At 37.0% G+C, this 19003-nt stretch carries 19 protein-coding genes; all 19 read left to right on the top strand.

The features are described from left to right. The first annotated feature begins 162 nt into the window (after window positions 1-162). On the top strand, window positions 163-618 hold the full coding sequence (gene fliW / locus HQN88_RS23855; RefSeq protein WP_173117219.1) for a flagellar assembly protein FliW: 456 nt from the start codon (window positions 163-165) through the stop codon (window positions 616-618). Window positions 619-623: 5 nt separating this feature from the next. Continuing rightward, window positions 624-854 (top strand): carbon storage regulator CsrA, encoded by a 231-nt coding sequence (csrA, locus tag HQN88_RS23850; RefSeq protein ID WP_068669513.1) that lies wholly within the window; start codon window positions 624-626, stop codon window positions 852-854. 173 nt (window positions 855-1027) lie between these two features. Then, entirely contained in the window at window positions 1028-2635 is a 1608-nt protein-coding gene (locus tag HQN88_RS38165; protein ID WP_173117217.1) for a flagellin N-terminal helical domain-containing protein, read from the top strand. Window positions 2636-2765: 130 nt separating this feature from the next. Beyond that, a complete protein-coding gene (locus tag HQN88_RS23840; RefSeq protein WP_173117215.1) occupies window positions 2766-3365 on the top strand; it encodes a hypothetical protein in 600 nt (199 codons plus the stop codon). After that, complete coding sequence (locus HQN88_RS23835; protein ID WP_173117213.1) at window positions 3362-5224, top strand: motility associated factor glycosyltransferase family protein; 1863 nt, start codon at window positions 3362-3364, stop codon at window positions 5222-5224. The genes HQN88_RS23840 and HQN88_RS23835 overlap by 4 nt, the downstream gene beginning before the upstream one ends. Window positions 5225-5255: 31 nt before the next feature. Continuing rightward, complete coding sequence (locus HQN88_RS23830; protein WP_173117211.1) at window positions 5256-6254, top strand: NAD-dependent 4,6-dehydratase LegB; 999 nt, start codon at window positions 5256-5258, stop codon at window positions 6252-6254. Further along, complete coding sequence (locus tag HQN88_RS23825) at window positions 6251-7426, top strand: LegC family aminotransferase (RefSeq protein ID WP_173117209.1); 1176 nt, start codon at window positions 6251-6253, stop codon at window positions 7424-7426. Before HQN88_RS23830 ends, HQN88_RS23825 begins: the two co-directional genes overlap by 4 nt. Beyond that, window positions 7423-8589: a UDP-N-acetylglucosamine 2-epimerase gene (neuC, locus tag HQN88_RS23820; protein WP_173117207.1), complete on the top strand. Its 1167-nt coding sequence runs from the start codon at window positions 7423-7425 to the stop codon at window positions 8587-8589. Before HQN88_RS23825 ends, neuC begins: the two co-directional genes overlap by 4 nt. Continuing rightward, window positions 8579-9670, top strand: a complete 1092-nt coding sequence (gene neuB, locus HQN88_RS23815) for an N-acetylneuraminate synthase (RefSeq protein ID WP_173117206.1) — start codon at window positions 8579-8581, stop codon at window positions 9668-9670. The genes neuC and neuB overlap by 11 nt, the downstream gene beginning before the upstream one ends. Next, window positions 9660-10655, top strand: coding sequence for a GNAT family N-acetyltransferase (locus tag HQN88_RS23810; RefSeq protein WP_173117204.1), 996 nt, complete (start codon window positions 9660-9662; stop codon window positions 10653-10655). The genes neuB and HQN88_RS23810 overlap by 11 nt, the downstream gene beginning before the upstream one ends. 10 nt (window positions 10656-10665) lie before the next feature. Beyond that, on the top strand, window positions 10666-11331 hold the full coding sequence (locus HQN88_RS23805; protein WP_173117202.1) for a class I SAM-dependent methyltransferase: 666 nt from the start codon (window positions 10666-10668) through the stop codon (window positions 11329-11331). Window positions 11332-11349: 18 nt separating this feature from the next. Next, a complete protein-coding gene (locus HQN88_RS23800) occupies window positions 11350-12393 on the top strand; it encodes a nucleotidyltransferase family protein (protein WP_173117201.1) in 1044 nt (347 codons plus the stop codon). Continuing rightward, the gene (locus HQN88_RS23795) at window positions 12390-13097 is read left to right on the top strand and encodes an acylneuraminate cytidylyltransferase family protein (protein ID WP_173117191.1); all 708 of its coding nucleotides are present in this window, start codon (window positions 12390-12392) and stop codon (window positions 13095-13097) included. Before HQN88_RS23800 ends, HQN88_RS23795 begins: the two co-directional genes overlap by 4 nt. Window positions 13098-13168: 71 nt before the next feature. Beyond that, a complete protein-coding gene (locus tag HQN88_RS38470; protein ID WP_173117189.1) occupies window positions 13169-15022 on the top strand; it encodes a glycosyltransferase in 1854 nt (617 codons plus the stop codon). Between the two features lie 124 nt (window positions 15023-15146). Next, a complete protein-coding gene (locus HQN88_RS23785; protein ID WP_173117187.1) occupies window positions 15147-15557 on the top strand; it encodes a flagellar protein FlaG in 411 nt (136 codons plus the stop codon). Window positions 15558-15590: 33 nt separating this feature from the next. Beyond that, entirely contained in the window at window positions 15591-17519 is a 1929-nt protein-coding gene (gene fliD / locus HQN88_RS23780) for a flagellar filament capping protein FliD (protein ID WP_173117186.1), read from the top strand. A 34-nt stretch (window positions 17520-17553) separates the two neighbouring features. Next, window positions 17554-17964, top strand: a complete 411-nt coding sequence (gene fliS / locus HQN88_RS23775) for a flagellar export chaperone FliS (protein WP_173117184.1) — start codon at window positions 17554-17556, stop codon at window positions 17962-17964. Continuing rightward, window positions 17957-18298, top strand: a complete 342-nt coding sequence (fliT, locus tag HQN88_RS23770) for a flagellar protein FliT (protein WP_173117182.1) — start codon at window positions 17957-17959, stop codon at window positions 18296-18298. The genes fliS and fliT overlap by 8 nt, the downstream gene beginning before the upstream one ends. A gap of 411 nt (window positions 18299-18709) precedes the next feature. Continuing rightward, a complete protein-coding gene (locus tag HQN88_RS23765; protein ID WP_028556842.1) occupies window positions 18710-18907 on the top strand; it encodes a cold shock domain-containing protein in 198 nt (65 codons plus the stop codon). The last annotated feature ends 96 nt before the right edge of the window (window positions 18908-19003 follow it).

Here is a 19003-nt window from a genome sequence, read left to right as displayed (position 1 = left end):
GATTTCTATAGCTTTTTTACCACATAAGAAAGTATAAGTTTTCGGTTTCCGAAAACAGCTTGATTATTGGCGATAAAACCTACCTCTAAACGCGGTCGCTCATCTTCGAATGGCCTCGATAGAGGTTTTCTCATTATTCGTTCAAATGAAGGAGCTAGGCAGATGAAAATTACGACTTTATTTTTCGGTGAGATCGAAGTGCAGGACTCAGATATCGTCACGTTTACACAAGGAGTGCCAGGCTTTGAAGAACTAACTCAGTTTACTTTGGTTCAGCCTGCGGATAGTGCTCCTTTCTCATATTTCCAATCCGTTCAAGAAGGCGGTCTTGCTTTTTTGGTGACAGATCCTTTCCTTTTCTTTAAAGATTATGAGTTAAATATTCCAGAGGCTGTGCAGACTGAATTAAAGATTGAGAAGCCAGAAGATGTACTAGTCTGGTCAGTGGTTACAGTAAATGATGACTTCACGAAGATCACACTTAATCTCTTAGCGCCGATCATATGGAATGTACAAGAGCAGTCTGCCAAGCAGATTATCTTGCACGACTCGGAGTACAACGTCAAACATGAAATCGTGTTAAGCGAAGTAGGCGAACCAACACAAGTAGAGGGGTGAGGAGTATGCTCGTATTGGCCAGGAAAAAAGGAGAATCGATTATGATCGGTGATCAGATCGAGATCGTCGTTCTGGGTAGTGAAGGAGACACAATTCGTGTGGGCATTCGCGCTCCAAAACATGTCGAAGTTTTCCGCAAAGAGATCTATCAGAACATACAAGAATCGAACAAAGAAGCGATTTCTAATCCGATTAGTCCTTTGAACCTAAGTAAGTTAATGAATAAGTCTAAATAGAGCAAAAATGTCGGCCAGGGGTCGACATTTTTTTTAATTTACCTATAAACTTTCGGAATCGCTAGGACGATATATATAACAACGGGCCTCAAGCTGGGCGGCCGACCCGCTTGTGAGCCCAAAATAAATCCACATGGATGTGGATCAAACGAACCTTCAGGAGGAAGAAACAAATGAGAATTAATCACAATATCGCAGCAGCGAACACTCACCGTCAATTGACGGGTAACACAGCAGCAGCAAGCAAATCCCTTGAGAAATTGTCTTCCGGTCTTCGCATCAACCGCGCTGGTGATGATGCAGCTGGTCTAGCAATCTCCGAGAAAATGAGAGCACAAATCCGTGGTTTGGATATGGCTTCCAAAAATGCTCAAGATGGTATCTCTTTGATTCAAACAGCAGAGGGTGCATTGAACGAAACTCACTCGATCCTTCAACGTATGCGCGAATTGGCTGACCAATCCGCAAACGGAACAAACACAAATGACGATCGCGCAGCGATTCAAGAAGAAGTAAAACAATTGAAAGACGAAATCGATCGTATTGGTAACACAACTGAGTTTAATACTCAAAAATTATTGAATGGTGCTTTGAAATCCGCTGGTACATCTAATGTTGCACAAGATACTACAACTAGTGCAGCTGTAGCTAAATTGACTGGTGGTACAATAACTGGGTCAGGTACTATGGCTTCCGGTGTCCCTTTAGATGCTGATTTTAAAACAGAAACACTCAAAATTGATGGAACTAACATCGATGTAAATTGGCAAAATCTATCGACAGAAGATAAAAACACATTAAAAGGTATTTCAACAGACATTACAACTCAAAATAAAGCAAAAGATCTAATTGTAAATACAATTAACGCTGCAATTGATGCTGCAGGTAAAAATGTAGCTCACGTTACTGGATACGTTGATGCTTCTGGGAAGCTAGTTCTAGAGAGTGGTTCTAAAGGTGTAGATTCCAGTATTACAGCAGGTGCTGGTGTACTTGGTGGGAAAATCCTTGGCGCAACCGGTACTCAAGCTGTAGGAACAACTAACTATAATGGTACGACTGTTGCTGCTAGTACTACTGCCGATATGACAGTAAATGGTGTGCTAATGCAGGTTACTTTATCTGGTCTCGCAAACGGCGCTACAATGGCAAGTGGCGCAGCAATGTTGCAAACTGCAATTAATGCTGCAATCACTGCTTACAACGGTACTACTGGTAAATCATCTGGTCAAGATGGTTTCATCTCTCAAGCACAAGTTAATGTGAGTGATGATGGCCGCTTTGTTATTACAAATGAAAATGGTCCTATCAATTTCAAAGATCAAACTGGTCAAACAGCGATTCAAGATCTTGGTTTGTCTCAAGCACAAACAGAAGCAACAAGCAATGGAGGAGTAACATTCCAAATTGGTGCTAACCGAGGACAAACGATTAGCTTTGGTATTGGCGATATGAGAACGGCTGCACTAGGATTATCATCCGTTGATGTTTCTACTGCAACAAATGCGTCCCAAGCGTTAACTTCTTTGGATAGCGCGATTAAAAATGTTTCCTCGCAACGTTCCAAAATGGGTGCTGTTCAAAACCGTTTGGAGCACACAATCAACAACTTGCAAACTGCTTCCGAGAACTTGACATCTGCTGAGTCCCGAATTCGTGATGTGGACATGGCGAAAGAAATGATGGATTTCACTAAGAACAACATCCTTTCTCAAGCAGCTCAAGCAATGTTGGCACAAGCAAACCAACAGCCTCAAGGCGTTCTTCAATTGCTTCGTTAATACCTAGTTTGAAGTAAAGAGACTCTAGTTAATCTAGAGTCTTTTTACTTTACCATAAACTTGTATTTACATTTTCGAGACAGTATTCCGATATAATAGTAAAAGACATGAGATTATTGGAGGGTTTATTTTGCAAATTAAGTTGAGAGATGATTGGTTTATTCTCAGTAATAGCGCGGAAAGTGTTGAAGATGTGTTTAGTCAAGTCAATGGTCTAATAGAGGATGAAAACTTATATATTGAGCGTGTATTCGTTGATGGAGTCGAAATACATGAGGATATCCGAGGATATCTATTATTACGTTTATCGGAGATTAAGAAGGTTGAGTTTATTTTTATTTCCCGTAGAGGACATATGATGCAACGGTTAATAGATACGGTAAATTACCTGTCTAGTGCTCTTCCAGAAGTAGAAGCTTTATCTTCACAGATATATAATAAAATGACTGACAAAACATGGAGCAAGATCAGTCACTTGTTTGAAGGTATTCAATTTATACTTAAAGTGTATGAAGCATTTACAGAAATGGATAATCTAAATGTATATAGACAAGAGTATGAAGTGCATCTACAGGTACTAATTAAGGAAATTCGTAATATTGAAATTGCTTTAAGTAATTCCGATTACACCCTTCTAGCAGATTTAATTAAATATGAAATATTCCCTGCACTTACTCAATTGAAAGATATTTCATTAAAAATTGTAGAGGTTGAGGGTGTTGAAAAATGATTTATGAAAAAAACCTAAATAAATTAAAAGATAAATTCCCTGCTGTTTATAATGCATTATTGAATTTATCAAGTAAGTATAAGCTGTCTGAGATGCAAGTATCTATGGCGAAAGATGGAAATCCCACTTTGGCAGTTGAAGTAAACGGGAATATGATGCAATTATTAAGTAAGTATAATCCTGTAGTAGAAGCAGAGCAATTCGTTGCTAGTATAGAGTCTACTTCCGATTATAGACACGTAGTATTTTTCGGTTGTGGACTTGGTTACCACATCGAGATGTTTAATAAGAAACATCCTGATTTATCTTATACAATTTTAGAACCTTTCCCGGATTTATTTCACGAGTATATTAAATGCCGTTTACTTGACCAACTCTCATTTTCAAAATTGAAAGATATTTTTCTGTTATATGAAGAGGCGGATATATCGAATTACCTACGTTATATAGTAGACACTTATCATGGCGGATCTGTGCTTGTTATTCATCCGGCTTATTCAAGATTATTTCCGGAAATAACACAACAAGTAAATAAACAATATAAAGAGTCTTTTTCAAATAAAATACAATCGATACAAATTAATGCGACTTATGAGAAGAGATGGGTAGTTAACAGTTTGATCAACTTTCCAACAATTTTGCAGACTCCAGATATTATGATAGATACAAAAGAAACCTTTAACGACAAACCAGTTGTATTAGTTGCAGCAGGACCTTCACTTGAGGAAGAACTAGATAATCTAAGATATATTAAGGAGAATAAATTAGCCTATATATTTTCGGTGGGAACAGCCATTAACGGTTTATTAGCTTATGGGATATATCCTGATGCCGCATGTACGTATGATCCATCTCCTTTAAATCTAAAAGTTTTCGAAAAAGTAATAGAGCAGGATATTAAGTCAATTCCATTAATTTATGGAAGCAGCGTGGCTCATGAGGTTGTGAATCAGTACCCTGGTCCCAAGTTGCATATGTTAACTAGTCAAGATACGATTTCTTCGTTTCTCATAAAGAGTATAACAGGAGAACCAGTTAACCTGGTCAATGATGCTGCTTCTATTTCAATTATTACAACACAATTGTTGCAAACGCTCAACTGTAGTTTAATTGTTCTCGTAGGCCAAAATTTTGCATATAAAAACAATCAGATATATTCAAAATCATCGCTTGTTATTGAGGACAGTGTTGATGTAGGAAACGCTTTGGAAACAGCGATTTCGGTACCAAGTGTAACTGGAGGGGAAGTCTATACGAATAAAGATTGGAGTCAAATGCGCATACAAATGGAGAGTCTAATTAGTCGAAGACCAGATCTAAAGGTTATTAATACGACTAATGGAGGCGCGCGAATCAGTCACACGACATATTGTTCTTTAAAGGACGTAATAGAAACAGAATTAAAAGTCCCTGTTGTGCAAGCTGACTGGTACACAAAAAGACATGATTCCTATGATTTAGATAATGTGAAATTCAAAATTAATAAAATGAGCTACTCCTATAAAGTCTTACTAAAAGAGTTGGATGAAGTTGTTGAGAATTTAAGGAAAATAGATAAAGCTATAAATAAATATGATCAACAGAAACTAGCGAATGTAATGCCAAAATTAGATGCGGCTATGAACAAAGTGTCAAAGAACGACTTTTTTAATTCGATTATTTTGCCTATGAATAGGGTGAAATATGATTTCTTTCTTAAAAAGGTTGCTCAAATCAGGGGAGAAAACAATATTTTAGTTAAGGGTAAAATAATACTTAAAGAATTTGGCGACTTCGTTTATGTGATTCAACATGACGCGCTACTTTTGCAAGATACTTATAAAGTAACTAGTGAAGCTGTTTTGGATATAGTAGGTTAGTAATTGAAGCTTTCGGATTGGAGTGACAGATGTGGCAAAGAACATATTAGTAACTGGTGCGGACGGTTTTATTGGATCGCATCTAGCTGAAGAATTAGTTAAAGAGGGCTATAATGTCAAGGCATTTACAATGTATAATTCTTTCAACTCCTGGGGGTGGCTGGATCACTCTTCTAAAGAAATCATTGACAGTATGGAGATCTTTTCAGGTGATATTCGTGATACATATGGAGTTAAACAAGCGATGAAAAATTGCGACGTCGTCATGCACTTGGCTGCTCTTATTGCTATTCCATATTCTTATCATTCGCCTGAGACTTATATTGATACGAATATCAAAGGAACATTAAATGTTGTACAAGCCGCGAGAGAATTAGAAATTGCCAAAGTAGTTCATACATCTACCAGTGAAGTATATGGTTCTGCGCAATTTGTACCAATTACAGAAGATCATCCATTACAGGGGCAATCCCCATACTCAGCATCCAAAATTGGGGCGGACCAATTGGCAATGTCATTTTATTCATCATTTTCAACTCCTATCGCTATTATTAGACCATTTAATACGTATGGACCTCGACAATCTGCAAGAGCTGTAATTCCTACGGTAATAACACAATTACTGAATGGGGCAACAGAAATAAAATTAGGATCGCTTGGTCCTACGAGAGACTTTAATTATATTAATGATACAGTAAGAGGTTTTATTTCCATTATGAAATCGGATGAATCAGTCGGTGAAGTAATCAATATAGGCAGTAATTATGAAATATCAATTAAAGATACAGTTGAAATGATAGCGGATATTATGGGAGTAAAGATAAGTGTTATCACCGATGCTCAAAGGTTAAGACCGGAGAAGAGTGAAGTAGATCGTTTATGGGCGGATAACACAAAGGCTCGGAGAATAGGTTGGGAGCCTGAATATGCTGGGAAAGAAGGTTTAAGAAGAGGCCTGGAGGAGACGATTAAGTGGTTCAGCGATAAGGATAATCGTGCTCAATATAAAGCCAACTTCTATAATATATGACTAAACTAGCAGAAGATATTATAAAAGCTATAAGGGATGTTGCTGCAGTCGATGAGAAGAATCCAATAGGATTGCACGAACCGCAATTTTCGGGAAATGAATGGGAATACGTCAAGGATTGTTTGGATACAGGATGGGTTTCAACAGTAGGCCAGTATGTAACACGATTTGAAGATATGATTTCAGACTTCACAGGTGCTAAATATGCCATTGCTACCGTTAATGGTACAGCGGCGCTTCATATTTGTCTCTTATTAGCTGATATACGTCCTGGAGATGAAGTCTTAATTCCAACTCTTACATTTATAGCAACTGCTAATGCGATTGCTTACTGTGGTGCAATTCCCCATTTTGTAGATAGTGACGAAAAGACGTTAGGGATCTCACCAGAGAAGCTTTCAGAATATTTAAAAGCTATTACTGTAACTAATAAAGAAGGCTGTTTTAATCGAGTTACAGGAAGAAGGATTAAAGCTGTTGTACCCATGCATACTTTTGGGCATGCAGTTGACTTGGATGCATTATTAGAAGTTTGCAATCAATTTAAGATTGTGATGGTTGAAGATGCTGCCGAGTCCCTTGGAACTATGTATAAAGGAAAACATACGGGGAATTGGGGTATGCTCTCCGCGGTTAGCTTTAATGGGAATAAAGTCGTTACAACAGGTGGTGGCGGGATAATTTTGACCAATCATGAGCCACTTGCCAAATTAGCCAAGCATATAACTACGACTTCAAAAATCCCTCACAAATGGGAAATTTCTCATGATTATATTGGATATAACTATCGCATGCCGAATCTTAATGCGGCCTTAGGGTGTGCTCAAATCGAACAATTATCGACTTTTATTGAGTCTAAACGTAATTTAGCTGGAGCTTATCAAAGTGCTTTTCATGAGATAGAGGGTGTTGATTTCTTTGAAGAACCCGAATTTTCTAGAAGTAACTACTGGTTAAATGTTCTTATGATTAAAGAAGGAAGAGCTTTGCGTGACCAAATTTTAGAACGTACCAATGAGGTAGGAGTAATGACTCGACCTGTGTGGCAATTAATGCACCGATTGACCATGTTTGCTGAAAGTCCTAGAATGGACCTTTCTACGGCTGAAAAACTGGAATCAAGTATCATCAATATTCCAAGCAGCGTTTTTCTAAGAAGAGGTAACGAATGACTAAGAAAATATGTGTGGTTACCGGAACAAGAGCGGAGTATGGACTTCTATCTTCATTAATGTTGTTTTTGAGAGAGGATGCAGAGATTGAGTTGCAAATTATAGCAACAGGGTCACATCTTTCTCACGAGTTCGGTCTTACTTATAAAACGATTCTTGAAGATGGATTTATGATTAACGAAAGAATTGAAATGATATTATCAAGCGATACAGCAGTAGGTGTCACCAAATCAATTGGACTAGGTATAATTGGTTTTGCTGACGGTTACGAGAGACTGAAGCCTGACCTAGTGGTTTTACTCGGTGATCGATATGAAATACTAGCTGCAGCACAAGCTGCACTTATAGCAAAACTTCCAATTGCTCATATTGGTGGTGGAGATGTCACGCAAGGTGCGTATGATGAAGCGATCCGGCATAGTATCACAAAGATGTCTCATTTGCACTTTGTAACGAATAAAGAATCGGGTGAAAGAGTAAGACAGCTTGGGGAGAACCCTAAGTATATTTATAATGTTGGCAGTCCAGGAATTGATCTGATTAAGAACATGGAATTAGCTAATCGTAAACAATTATCGAAGTTACTGAGTTTCAGTTGGAAAAGTAAAAATGCGTTAGTGACGTTTCATCCTAGTACACTCGATAAAGAGAATCCAAGTGTGCAATTTGAACGCTTGTTAGCGGCTCTATCGAGACTTGGAGATGACTTTGGCATCATTATAACCAAACCAAATGCTGATAGTGACGGACGTATGCTTATTCGGATGATAGAAGATTTTGAAAAAAGGCATAATAACGTAAAATCATATGTCTCACTGGGACAATATAAGTATTTAAGCACAATGGCTCAGGTAGATGTAGTTATTGGTAACTCTTCTAGTGGTTTATACGAGGCTCCTTCATTTAAAAAGCCTACAGTAAACATCGGAGATCGGCAAAGGGGGAGGTTGCTTGCTGAATCGGTATTGAACTGTGAACCAGAAGAGCAAGAAATATATGAGTCTATCCAGCGTGCAATTTCTTTGGACTGTGAACACGTGTTTAATCCTTATGGTGAAGGAGAAAGTTCTGTAAAAATATATGAAATAATTAAAAGCTTCTCTGACTATAAACATTTAATAATAAAAGAATTTCATCAAATGGGGTTTTCAAATGAACAATAAAAAAGCGTATATTATTGCTGAAGCTGGCGTTAATCATAATGGTTCGATAGATATGGCAAAAGATTTAGTTGAAATTGCTGCAAGAGCAGGTGCAGATGCGGTGAAATTTCAAACCTTTATTACTGAGAATGAAATAAGTCGTTATGCACCAAAAGCAGATTATCAGATGAAAACAACAGATTCTGATGAATCACAATTTCAAATGGTAAAGAAGTTGGAATTAGATAAAAATGCACATCTTATTCTAATTGAGCATTGTAAAAAGCATAATATTGAATTTTTATCCTCTCCGTTTGATTTAGAGAGTCTAGACTTACTTCTGTTTGAATTTGAACTAGAAACGATTAAGATTCCTTCTGGGGAAATTACAAATGGTCCATTACTACTAAATGTTGCTAAAGCAGGGAGGAAAGTAATATTATCGACGGGAATGTGCACGTTAGGTGATATAGAAACTGCACTTGGAGTTTTGGCTTTTGGATATATCAATTCTAAGGAAGAACCTTCTATAAAGCATTTTTATGAATCTTATTATTCAGTTTCTGGTCAAGCTGCTTTAAGGGAAAAGGTGGTTTTATTACACTGTACGACTGAATATCCAACACCATATAAAGATGTTAATTTAAAAGTTATGGATTCAATGAAACAATCATTTGGATTAGAAGTAGGTTACTCTGATCATACTCTTGGCATTGAAGTATCAATAGCTGCCGCAGCAAGAGGAGCAGCTATTATTGAAAAGCATATTACATTAGATAAAAATTTAGAAGGTCCTGATCATCAAGCCTCCATTGATCCGGATGAATTAATAACTTTGGTTTCATCTATAAGAAATATTGAAGTTGCTTTAGGACATTCGGTCAAACTACCGGCTGCATCAGAAATTAAAAATATTGAAATTGCTAGAAAGAGCTTAGTTGCTGCTACCGAGATCAGATTGGGTGAAGTTTATTCAGTTGAGAATTTGACTATGAAAAGACCAGGAACAGGCATCTCTCCACTTCAATACTGGGATTTTATTGGGAAAGTGGCAACAAGGTCATACGGAGCCGATGAGGTAATAAAGAAAGATGATTGTTAATTATGAGGAAGCGCTGAAAGTATTCAATGAGCTAGATCCGATGTATCAAAATCCTTACTTGCATCCTGATTATGTGAAAATCGATGCTAAGCGTGATGTCTCTCTTGAATCAGCCTTTTTTGTATATAGGCAGGTGGGGAAAATATACTACCATGCGTTTCATATTTCGGTAATTCCAGGTACCCTTTATAAAGATATACAGTCACCTTATGGCTATGGTGGACCAATAAGTAACTGTTTGGATCCGTTATTCCTTTCAATTGCATGGAGAGTATATTGTGATTGGTGTGTTGAAAACAATATTATTGTTGAATTTATGAGATTCCATCCCATGCTAGAGAGTGCAAAATGGTATTCAGGAGCTGTTATGATAGACAGGAAAGTCGTTTGGATTGATCTGCAAAGTGATACCTGGTCAAATTACAAAGGACGAATTAGAACAGCTATAAAAAAAGCAAGTAATGAGGGTTTGGAAATTGAACATTTTAAATCAAAAGAGGATATAGAAAATTTTGTCTCATTATATATACATACCATGAAGAGTTTAAATTCTAATCCATTTTATCATTTCTCAGAGGATTATTTTTCTGAAATTTTAAATTGGTCACACGCCAAGCTATTCATAACGAAGTTTGAAGGGAAAACAGTAGGGGCAGCTTTGTTTCTCTTACATGGAAAGAACGCAGAATATCACCTTTCAGCTTCCAATGCTGAAGGAAAGCGGTTGGGGGCAACAAATTTTATTTTACATGAAGCAGTAATGTTTTTGAAAAATTACAACTACGAATTCCTTCATTTAGGTGGAGGTACGGATGCGAATCCAGAAAATTTGTTGCTGTTTTTTAAAAAGGGCTTTTCAAAAAATCAAAAAGATTTTTATATAGGAAAAAAAATCTTTAACGAAACTATTTATGGACAGTTAAAAGAGAATTGGTTAGGAGAAAATAAAGGGTCAACCGAAAAAATATTATTTTATAGATTCTAGGGGGAAAAGTATGAGTTGGGATCCGATTTGGGAAAAAATATATAGTAGTCAAAACTGGGGGAAATACCCTGGGGAGGATCTGATTCGATTTATTGCACGAAATTTTTATCAAGTACATAATCGTCAAACTGTGAGAGTATTAGAATTAGGTTGTGGTCCCGGGGCGAATTTATGGTTTATAGCTAGGGAAGGGTTTACTGTATATGGTATAGATGGTTCTGAAACAGCTGTTGAGCTAGCTACAAAACGTTTAAATAATGAGTGTCATGGGTGGCAAGGTGAAGTAATAACAAGTGATTTCAAAAAACTTCCATATCCTGATAATTTTTTTCATGCTGTAATAGATAATGAGTCAGTTTGTTGTAACTCATACGAAGATTCAAAAGAAATATATAAGGAAGCTAGCCGTGTATTAATAGGCAATGGAAAAATTTTCTCTCGAACTTTTGCAACCACATGTTGGGGCGATGGGACAGGTGAGAAAGTCGGTAAAAATGCTTATATGGTCTCAGAAGGGCCGATTTCAGGTAAGGGGTATGCCCGATTTACGGATTATAATGAGATAAATGATCTCTTTGAATGTTTTATGATAAATGAAGTGGAACTGATTTCGCGTCAAGCACACAATCGGGTGGATTGTGTAAAAGAATGGGTGATCTCAGGCACAAAGAAATGAAACATAAGAGGTGCTGAAATGAACTGGAGACAAGTACTCGTAAGCGTAGACACTCCTATTATTGATGCTTTGAAAATCATTGATGAGGGAGGGTTGCAAATTGCTCTGATCGCTGATCAGAACGGAATTTTGTTAGGTGTAATTACCGATGGTGATGTTAGAAGAGGAATTCTTCGAGGTATTTCTTTACAATCATCTGTACAAGAAGTTATGAACGAGAAGCCGATTACTGCAAAATTATCAGATAGTCGTCCAAGCATATTGGAATTAATGAAGAGACAACAACTCAGGCATATTCCAATATTGGATAATAATGGTAAAATACTAAATTTACTAATGAAAGATGGCAATGTAACAGAAGAAAGGGATAATTGGGTCATTTTAATGGCAGGTGGTTTAGGAACAAGGTTACGACCACTAACAGATCAGTGTCCAAAGCCCCTTTTAAACGTGGGGGGAAAACCCCTTCTGGAGACAATTATTGAAAGCTTTATTACACATGGATTTTGTAAATTCTACATATCAGTAAATTATATGGCAGATATGATCGAAGATTATTTTGGTGACGGTTCAAAATGGAATATCGAAATTAGATATTTGAGGGAAAATGAGAGAATGGGCACAGCCGGTTCTTTAAGTTTGCTAGAGGAAAAACCGTCTTCTCCATTTTTTGTGATGAATGCAGATATTCTTACTAAGGTAAACTTTGCTCAGTTGTTAGACTTTCATGAGGAGCAAAAATCTATTGCTACTATGTGTGTTAGAGATCATGTTCTTCAAGTGCCTTATGGTGTAGTTGAACTAAATGATGATAAGCTTTTAAATATAAAAGAAAAACCGGTATATAGTTTTTTCGTAAATGCGGGAATATATTTACTTGATCCTGATTTATTAAAGCATATTCCAAAGAAAGCATTCTTTGATATGCCTACTTTATTTGAAAAAAATCTGACAAGTCTAAGGCCAGTCTCAGCATTTCCAATAAGAGAGTACTGGGTTGATATTGGACAAATTGCAGATTATGAGAAAGCCAATGATGAATTTAAAGAGGTCTTCTTATGATTAATAACCATAAAATTCTTGCCATCATTCCCGCAAGAGGAGGATCTAAAGGGATTCATCGGAAGAATTTGAGAGCAATAGCTGGTAAACCACTAATTGCTTGGACAATTGAGGAAGCAAGGCAATCTAAATATATTGATCGAATAGTGGTTTCAACTGAAGATGAAGAAATCAAACAAGTATCGACACTTTTTGGTAGTGAAGTACTTGATAGACCTGAGGAACTTTCACAAGATGATACGCCAGGAATTGAGCCTGTTCTTCATGCTCTTGATGTGATTAATGGATATGATTATGTTGTTTTATTGCAGCCAACTTCAATACTCAGAAAGATTGATGATATTGATGGTGGTATTGAACACTGTATAAATAACAATTTCTATTCATGTGTGTCAGTATGTGAACCAGACAAGAGTCCATATTGGATGTATAACTTTAATGAATCAGGTAGATTAACCCCGATTATTGATATGAAAAGCATAGCAAGGAGACAGGATCTCCCTAAATCCTATGTATTAAATGGCGCTTTATATGTTGCTAAAGTCGAATGGCTTAAAGAACATAAATCTTTTCTACGTAGTGAGACTGCGGGGTATTTAATGACCAAGGAACGTTCAATTGATATTGATACGGAAATGGATTTACTTATTGCCGAATATGTTATTAATTTTGCCAGGATAGGTAATTCAAATTTATTAAAGTAATTGTGGTGAATATAAACTATTACGTTTCTGAGAAAACGAGATAGTGGATTGTTAGAAAGGTGATAGATAGCGTGGCAGATGAAAAAATATTTGAAAGCAAGAGGCATATAGATCAATTCCTATCAGATATAGAAAAAATGCTCGAGATTGGTTTATTGGAGACAGCACATAGTAAATATACGGAGTTAATAAAAAAGGTTGAAAGTAATGAATTCGAAACAGATGATAGGTTAAAAGCAGATACATATGCCTCATTTGCATACTTTTTGTTTAGAGTGTCTGAGTATGATTATTTCTTTTTGATGTTAATAAAAGCACAGACTCATGGATATTCAAGAGATGAAATAGAAAAGGTGCTATGGGAAGCCTTTATTGAGCCGAACATTAGTGAATTTAAAGACATTTATGAATCAAACATAAACTTTTTAATTGCAAATAAACATATAAAGGAAGCAGTTAATTTCGAGAAGTTATCATTTTGGATCCTACCGACTGGAGTTCCGAATGAATATTATATGTATGACAAAGAAGAAAAGCTTATAAAAGAAAAAGTTGTACTATTTAAGTATGAAATTATACCTGTAATACAAGCTGATGATGACTTTTCCGACTATTTACTAATAGAAGATTGGGATTGGAAGAGTGTACTTACTTATACTAATGTTATTAAAAAGGCTAATAGGAAAACGTATATTGTATTAAACGATATACAGAAATTTCTTTCTTGCTTGCAAGGAGCTCTTTTAAATGAATATCTTATTTCTAATGTAGTTATTTTTGATAGTTTTATTAGCATGGAAAAGTATTTTAGCGGCAAAAATGCATATATTCCCAGAAATATAATTAATCTATTAGATAATAGTTACACTCCTCAAAATAGTATAGATAATATTCACAATCTTCGAATTGTTAAAGAAAACAGATATGGTGATAATGTTCTTCTTAGTATTTGTATTCCAAGTTATAACAGAGGTAACAGAGCTCTTGAAAATATAGTACAGTTACTACAAACTTCATATGATGAAGAAATTGAAATCATCCTTTCTAATAATGGAACCCAAAATATGACAAAGACTTATTATAACCATATTAGGGATGATATTACCGATGCGAGATTGACGTATTTTGAGTTTGAAGAGAATCAAGGATTTGCTATAAACTTATGCAAGGTATGTGAATTAGCAAGAGGGAAATTCATTTTACTATTGAGTGATGAAGATATGGTGAACTTTCATGTTATTGATAAAATAATGAATATATTAAATCAATCCCAAGACTCCCTAGCAATATTGAGAACATCTACCTCAATTCAAAGTAGGCCGCCTTCCTACAGACTGGCAAAGCAGGGCAAAGATGCAATGTTAACGTATATGCTTACCTCTAATTATATGTCGGGTATTATATTTAACAGGGAGATGCTTAAGCAATATAAAGGGATTGAATATATAATTGAAAATCAAAATAACAGCATATGTTTCTGGTATCCCCATATGTATTGGGAATTGCTTTTGAGTCAATTCGGTAATGTGGAAGGTACCGACCTTATGTTTATTTATGAAGGTAAAGCAGAAAAAAATGAAACTGAAGAGGCAGAAATAGGGGATCAAATTAATATTCCTTATTATGCGACAATTGAGGGTAGATTAGAGCAACATGATGGTTTTTTAAATATTTTTCGAAATCTAGAGTTATGTATAGATGATTTTACTCTCTTTGGTGAGATGTATACAAAACTTTGCGTAAAAACTCTAACTTTAGTTGCTCTTTCGATAAATGTATTTTACAAGAGAGTAGAAAGTGCTAAACCACTTGAATTGCTTGATAGAGCTTATAAATATTGTTTGAGCAATGAACATTCTATGGTTTATCTTAATGATAAAAGTAATATTCAAAATTACTACGAACATTTGAAAACTCAAATATAGTGAACTTTTTTTGAACTGTGAGAATATATAGATATTTTTTAAATATTTATGTTGAGTCTATTACACATCAACAACCTCCATCCGATATATATGATATATATATCTTCGGCTGGAGGTTGTTTCTATGAGTATTAATAACCCTGTAAGTGGTTTTGGAAGTTCGGGAGATAGCAGACCTTCTCCTGAACCGGTAAAAGTTCATAAAGTGGATGAGATCGGAACGAGTAGTGCAGCAGCAATCATTGCATCCAATTTTACGAATACTACGGATCTCAAACAAGCGGAATTACAAGGTGAGAATGTCACTATTAGTGACGCGCAAGTCGTTAGAGCGATTGAGCACGCGATCAAAGCCATGCAAGGAAGAACAACTTCGCTTGAGTTTTCTATCCACCAAAAAACGAAGTTAATCTCCGTAAAAGTGTTAGATAAAGATACAGGCGAAACGATTCGTGAAATTCCGCCAGAAAAGAGTTTGGATTTTGTAGCTAAGCTTTGGAAAATGGCAGGGATTCTTGTCGATGAGAAGAGATAAAAGTTAGTATTCCAGCATGAAAGGTAGGATAATATGGTACTACGATTGAGTGGATTTTCAAATTCAGGTATAGATATCGATGAAACAGTCAAGAAGCTAATGGCTGCGGCTAAAATACCACAAGATAAGCTTAAACAACAAAAGCAAATACTTGAATGGCAACGCGACGATTATCGTGCGATAAATACGAAGATTTTAAATTTCCGTAGCGCAGCAACGGATATGACACGTCAAGGGATTTTTCAATCTAAGAAATCTTCCTCGGCTGATGAGAGTATACTCTCAGTTACTTCTACAGCAACAGCACCAGAGGGTATCTATTCGTTGAAAGTCAATAAGCTTGCTACTTCAGCTTCTGTGACTTCCGAAGCAACTGGCAAATCATCTGATAGTGCCTTGCTTAAGGACATTGATCCAACGTTTACTGCTAACACGACTTTGTCCATTGGCGGGGAAAAAGGAACGGCAACGATAACAGTTAAACCAACTGATTCTATTGCGTTATTAGTTGCATCTGTTAATGGTAAATCAAGTACTACCGGCGTAACGATGAGCTACGATGCAACCATTGATAAATTTTTCTTTGCGTCTTCTTCAACTGGAAGTAAAGCAGCCATTGATCTTAAAATGGGAAGCGATGAAAACGGTCATAATCTTCTAACATCGGTGTTAAAGTTAAACGGCGATGCAGATAACAATCCAGTAACACCGAATACTCCGCTCTCAACTGATGTAGTCGATAAAGGCCAAACATTGACAGGAACTGTGAACTTCGCTGATGGCATTACAACGCTAATCGACAAAGATTTAACAACCGTTCAGAAGTTTCATATGGAAGTTAACGGAAAGTCGCTTGACTATGAGATATCTAAGACAACCACTGTTGGTCAGTTGATTGACCAAATTAATAGCTCGGATATTGGTAAGTCTGGTGTATCAGCGTATCTAGACGAAAATAATAAGCTTGCATTTAACAATCCAGACCAAACGAAGCCGATTACTTTCGGCGACGCAACAGCAGATTCCTACAACCTTCTTGATAAATTAGGGGTAACTGCGCCAATTTCATCACCTGCTCCAGGGAAAGATTATGCTTCTTTCCGCATTACAGGGCAAAAGGCTCAAATTGAATTCAATGGTGCATCTGCTGAGTATGATACGAACACCTTTGCTATCAGCGGGATGAATATTACAATTAAAAAAGCTTCACCAACAACCGTAGTTAATATCACAAACACACGTGATGTGGATACCGTCTTCAACTCCATCAAATCGTTTGTAGATAAATATAACGAGCTTATTGACACGGTAAATACGAAGACTTCCGAAAAGAAATATAAGGATTTCACTCCACTAACTGACGAGCAGCGAGAATCTATGAAGGAAGATCAGATCACAATTTGGGAAACAAAAGCAAAAAGCGGTATGCTCCGCAGGGATCCATTACTTACAAGTGGATTAACTAATTTCAGGATAGCTTTTTCAAGTACTGTCGAGGGGCTTCCTGTTGGCAATGCGAAGACCCTTTCTCAGATCGGGATATCAACAGCCATTGTTAGTGGTAAGAGTATTTCGGGTAGCTATTTAGAGAATGGTAAAATCTATATTGATGAAGACAAGTTGAAGAAAGCGATAGCAGAGAAGCCGGATGAAGTGATGGCGTTGTTTAACGCGAACGATGGTCTCAAAGATTCGAATAAAGGTGACGGTTTGGCAAGACGTCTTTCTGACCAAGCTGATGCTGTGTTCAAGAATATCACGGCTAAAGCAGGTATTACGAATAGTGCCGATTCAAGTTATCTCATGGGTGAGACGTTAGAAGATATGAACGAACGCATCGATAATTTTACAGACAAGCTAAAAGCACTTGAAACTCGCTACTATAAACAATTCACAGCGATGGAAAAGTACATGAATCAAATGACGGCACAAAGTGCACAACTAACACAGCAAATGGGCTAGTAAGAGTCCTACTTTAAACTAGGGGGAAATATCCATGATTCAAGCCCAACGTAATAAATACTTGGAGAACACTGTTCAAACAGCAACCCCCGCGCAATTGTTAATTATGCTTTGTGATGGGGCTATTCGTTTTTGCCGTGCGGGTATAGAGGCTTTGAAAAATACCAACTACCAAGACGCTAACACCAACCTAGTCAAGGTACAGGACATTATTAGCGAGTTCTCCATCACGATTGATCGTAATGCTCCAATTGCCGTTGAGTTGTTGCGTTTATATGAGTACTTCAATCATCGTTTAATTGAGGCTAATATGAAAAAATCAGTGGAGCCAGCTGAAGAAGTGTTAGGATTTCTGATTCAGTTGAAAGAAACTTGGGTGCAAGCTGCATTACAAGTTAAAAGCGGCGCAGCAAGTACTGCACCTGCTGGAGCTTCCCATGGATGAGTTGGTCTCTGAGCTAGAACAACGAACGCAGCAGGCGCTAGCCGAGCTTGCCACGATGGATATTGAGCAGCTTTCCGAATTCATGGAGCAGCGAGGCGCGCTGATGCAAGCCTTAATTAACGCTACAGAAGGCGCTTCTGCCCGTGATAAGGAGAAGTTCAAGGAACGTATTCAAGCGATCGTGAGCCTTGATCCTATCTTCCTGCAAAAGCTAACGAAATTCCGTGATCAAGCTAGATCCCAATTGACGAAGATCGACAACGGGAAGACACAAAAGAATGCGTATGACAACCAATATGACGGAGATAGTTACTTCTTCGACAAGAAGAAGTAAGCTATTCACACCAACCTTTTGCCGCGGCAGGAGGTTTTTTCTTTTATCCTCTGTTTTCCTCAATCACCTACAGTATTCCGTGGATAAACAATCCGATCTGGCCCCACCATGTGAATAAATGAAAGGTTTTAGCGCGAGTTATCCATATTTCTCTCCACTCAACCTGTGGATAATGTGCATAAACCTGTGAATAACTTTGTTAATAACATGTAAAGAATCCCGCTATGACAGGATTCTACATTTTCTGCAGTTATCCACGGGATGTAAATACTTGAATTTTCTAAATATTCACTTTATTAAAAGTTATAAATTGACAGGTCAAGCAGATAGATGGTATAGTCAAAATGTAAGGGTTTTCATTTTCTCGCTCTTATCATTTATATTTTTTAAAACGAAAGGATTGTGTACGATATGCAAGGTAAAGTGAAATGGTTTAACGCAGAAAAAGGGTATGGTTTCATTGAGCGCGAAGATGGTGGAGATGTATTCGTTCATTTCTCAGCGATTCAGTCCGAAGGGTTCAAAACGCTAGACGAAGGTCAAGCTGTTGAGTTTGACATCGTAGAAGGCGCTCGCGGACCACAAGCTGCAAACGTAAGCAGACTATAATTATCTTGGCACGTGTTGTGCCATTGCATACACTAACCAACAAGATCACCCTGGAGGAACTACTCTAGGGTGTTTTTTTATATTTTGCTAGAATGT

It is taken from the genome of Paenibacillus qinlingensis, assembly GCF_013204845.1.
In the GTDB taxonomy this organism is placed as follows: Bacteria; Bacillota; Bacilli; order Paenibacillales; family NBRC-103111; genus Paenibacillus_E; species Paenibacillus_E qinlingensis.
The sequence above is the reverse complement of the archived record's forward strand: the minus strand, read 5'-3'. Positions and strand labels throughout refer to the sequence as shown.

Excerpts from the sequence above, each read along its gene's own strand:
- fliW (WP_173117219.1), top strand. The coding sequence starts at position 163 with ATGAAAATTACGACTTTATTTTTCGGTGAGATCGAAGTGCAGGACTCA.
- csrA (WP_068669513.1), top strand. The coding sequence starts at position 624 with ATGCTCGTATTGGCCAGGAAAAAAGGAGAATCGATTATGATCGGTGAT.
- HQN88_RS38165 (WP_173117217.1), top strand. The coding sequence starts at position 1,028 with ATGAGAATTAATCACAATATCGCAGCAGCGAACACTCACCGTCAATTG.
- HQN88_RS23835 (WP_173117213.1), top strand. The coding sequence starts at position 3,362 with ATGATTTATGAAAAAAACCTAAATAAATTAAAAGATAAATTCCCTGCT.
- HQN88_RS23825 (WP_173117209.1), top strand. The coding sequence starts at position 6,251 with ATGACTAAACTAGCAGAAGATATTATAAAAGCTATAAGGGATGTTGCT.
- neuC (WP_173117207.1), top strand. The coding sequence starts at position 7,423 with ATGACTAAGAAAATATGTGTGGTTACCGGAACAAGAGCGGAGTATGGA.
- neuB (WP_173117206.1), top strand. The coding sequence starts at position 8,579 with ATGAACAATAAAAAAGCGTATATTATTGCTGAAGCTGGCGTTAATCAT.
- HQN88_RS23810 (WP_173117204.1), top strand. The coding sequence starts at position 9,660 with ATGATTGTTAATTATGAGGAAGCGCTGAAAGTATTCAATGAGCTAGAT.
- HQN88_RS23805 (WP_173117202.1), top strand. The coding sequence starts at position 10,666 with ATGAGTTGGGATCCGATTTGGGAAAAAATATATAGTAGTCAAAACTGG.
- HQN88_RS23800 (WP_173117201.1), top strand. The coding sequence starts at position 11,350 with ATGAACTGGAGACAAGTACTCGTAAGCGTAGACACTCCTATTATTGAT.
- HQN88_RS23795 (WP_173117191.1), top strand. The coding sequence starts at position 12,390 with ATGATTAATAACCATAAAATTCTTGCCATCATTCCCGCAAGAGGAGGA.
- HQN88_RS23785 (WP_173117187.1), top strand. The coding sequence starts at position 15,147 with ATGAGTATTAATAACCCTGTAAGTGGTTTTGGAAGTTCGGGAGATAGC.
- fliD (WP_173117186.1), top strand. The coding sequence starts at position 15,591 with ATGGTACTACGATTGAGTGGATTTTCAAATTCAGGTATAGATATCGAT.
- fliS (WP_173117184.1), top strand. The coding sequence starts at position 17,554 with ATGATTCAAGCCCAACGTAATAAATACTTGGAGAACACTGTTCAAACA.
- fliT (WP_173117182.1), top strand. The coding sequence starts at position 17,957 with ATGGATGAGTTGGTCTCTGAGCTAGAACAACGAACGCAGCAGGCGCTA.
- HQN88_RS23765 (WP_028556842.1), top strand. The coding sequence starts at position 18,710 with ATGCAAGGTAAAGTGAAATGGTTTAACGCAGAAAAAGGGTATGGTTTC.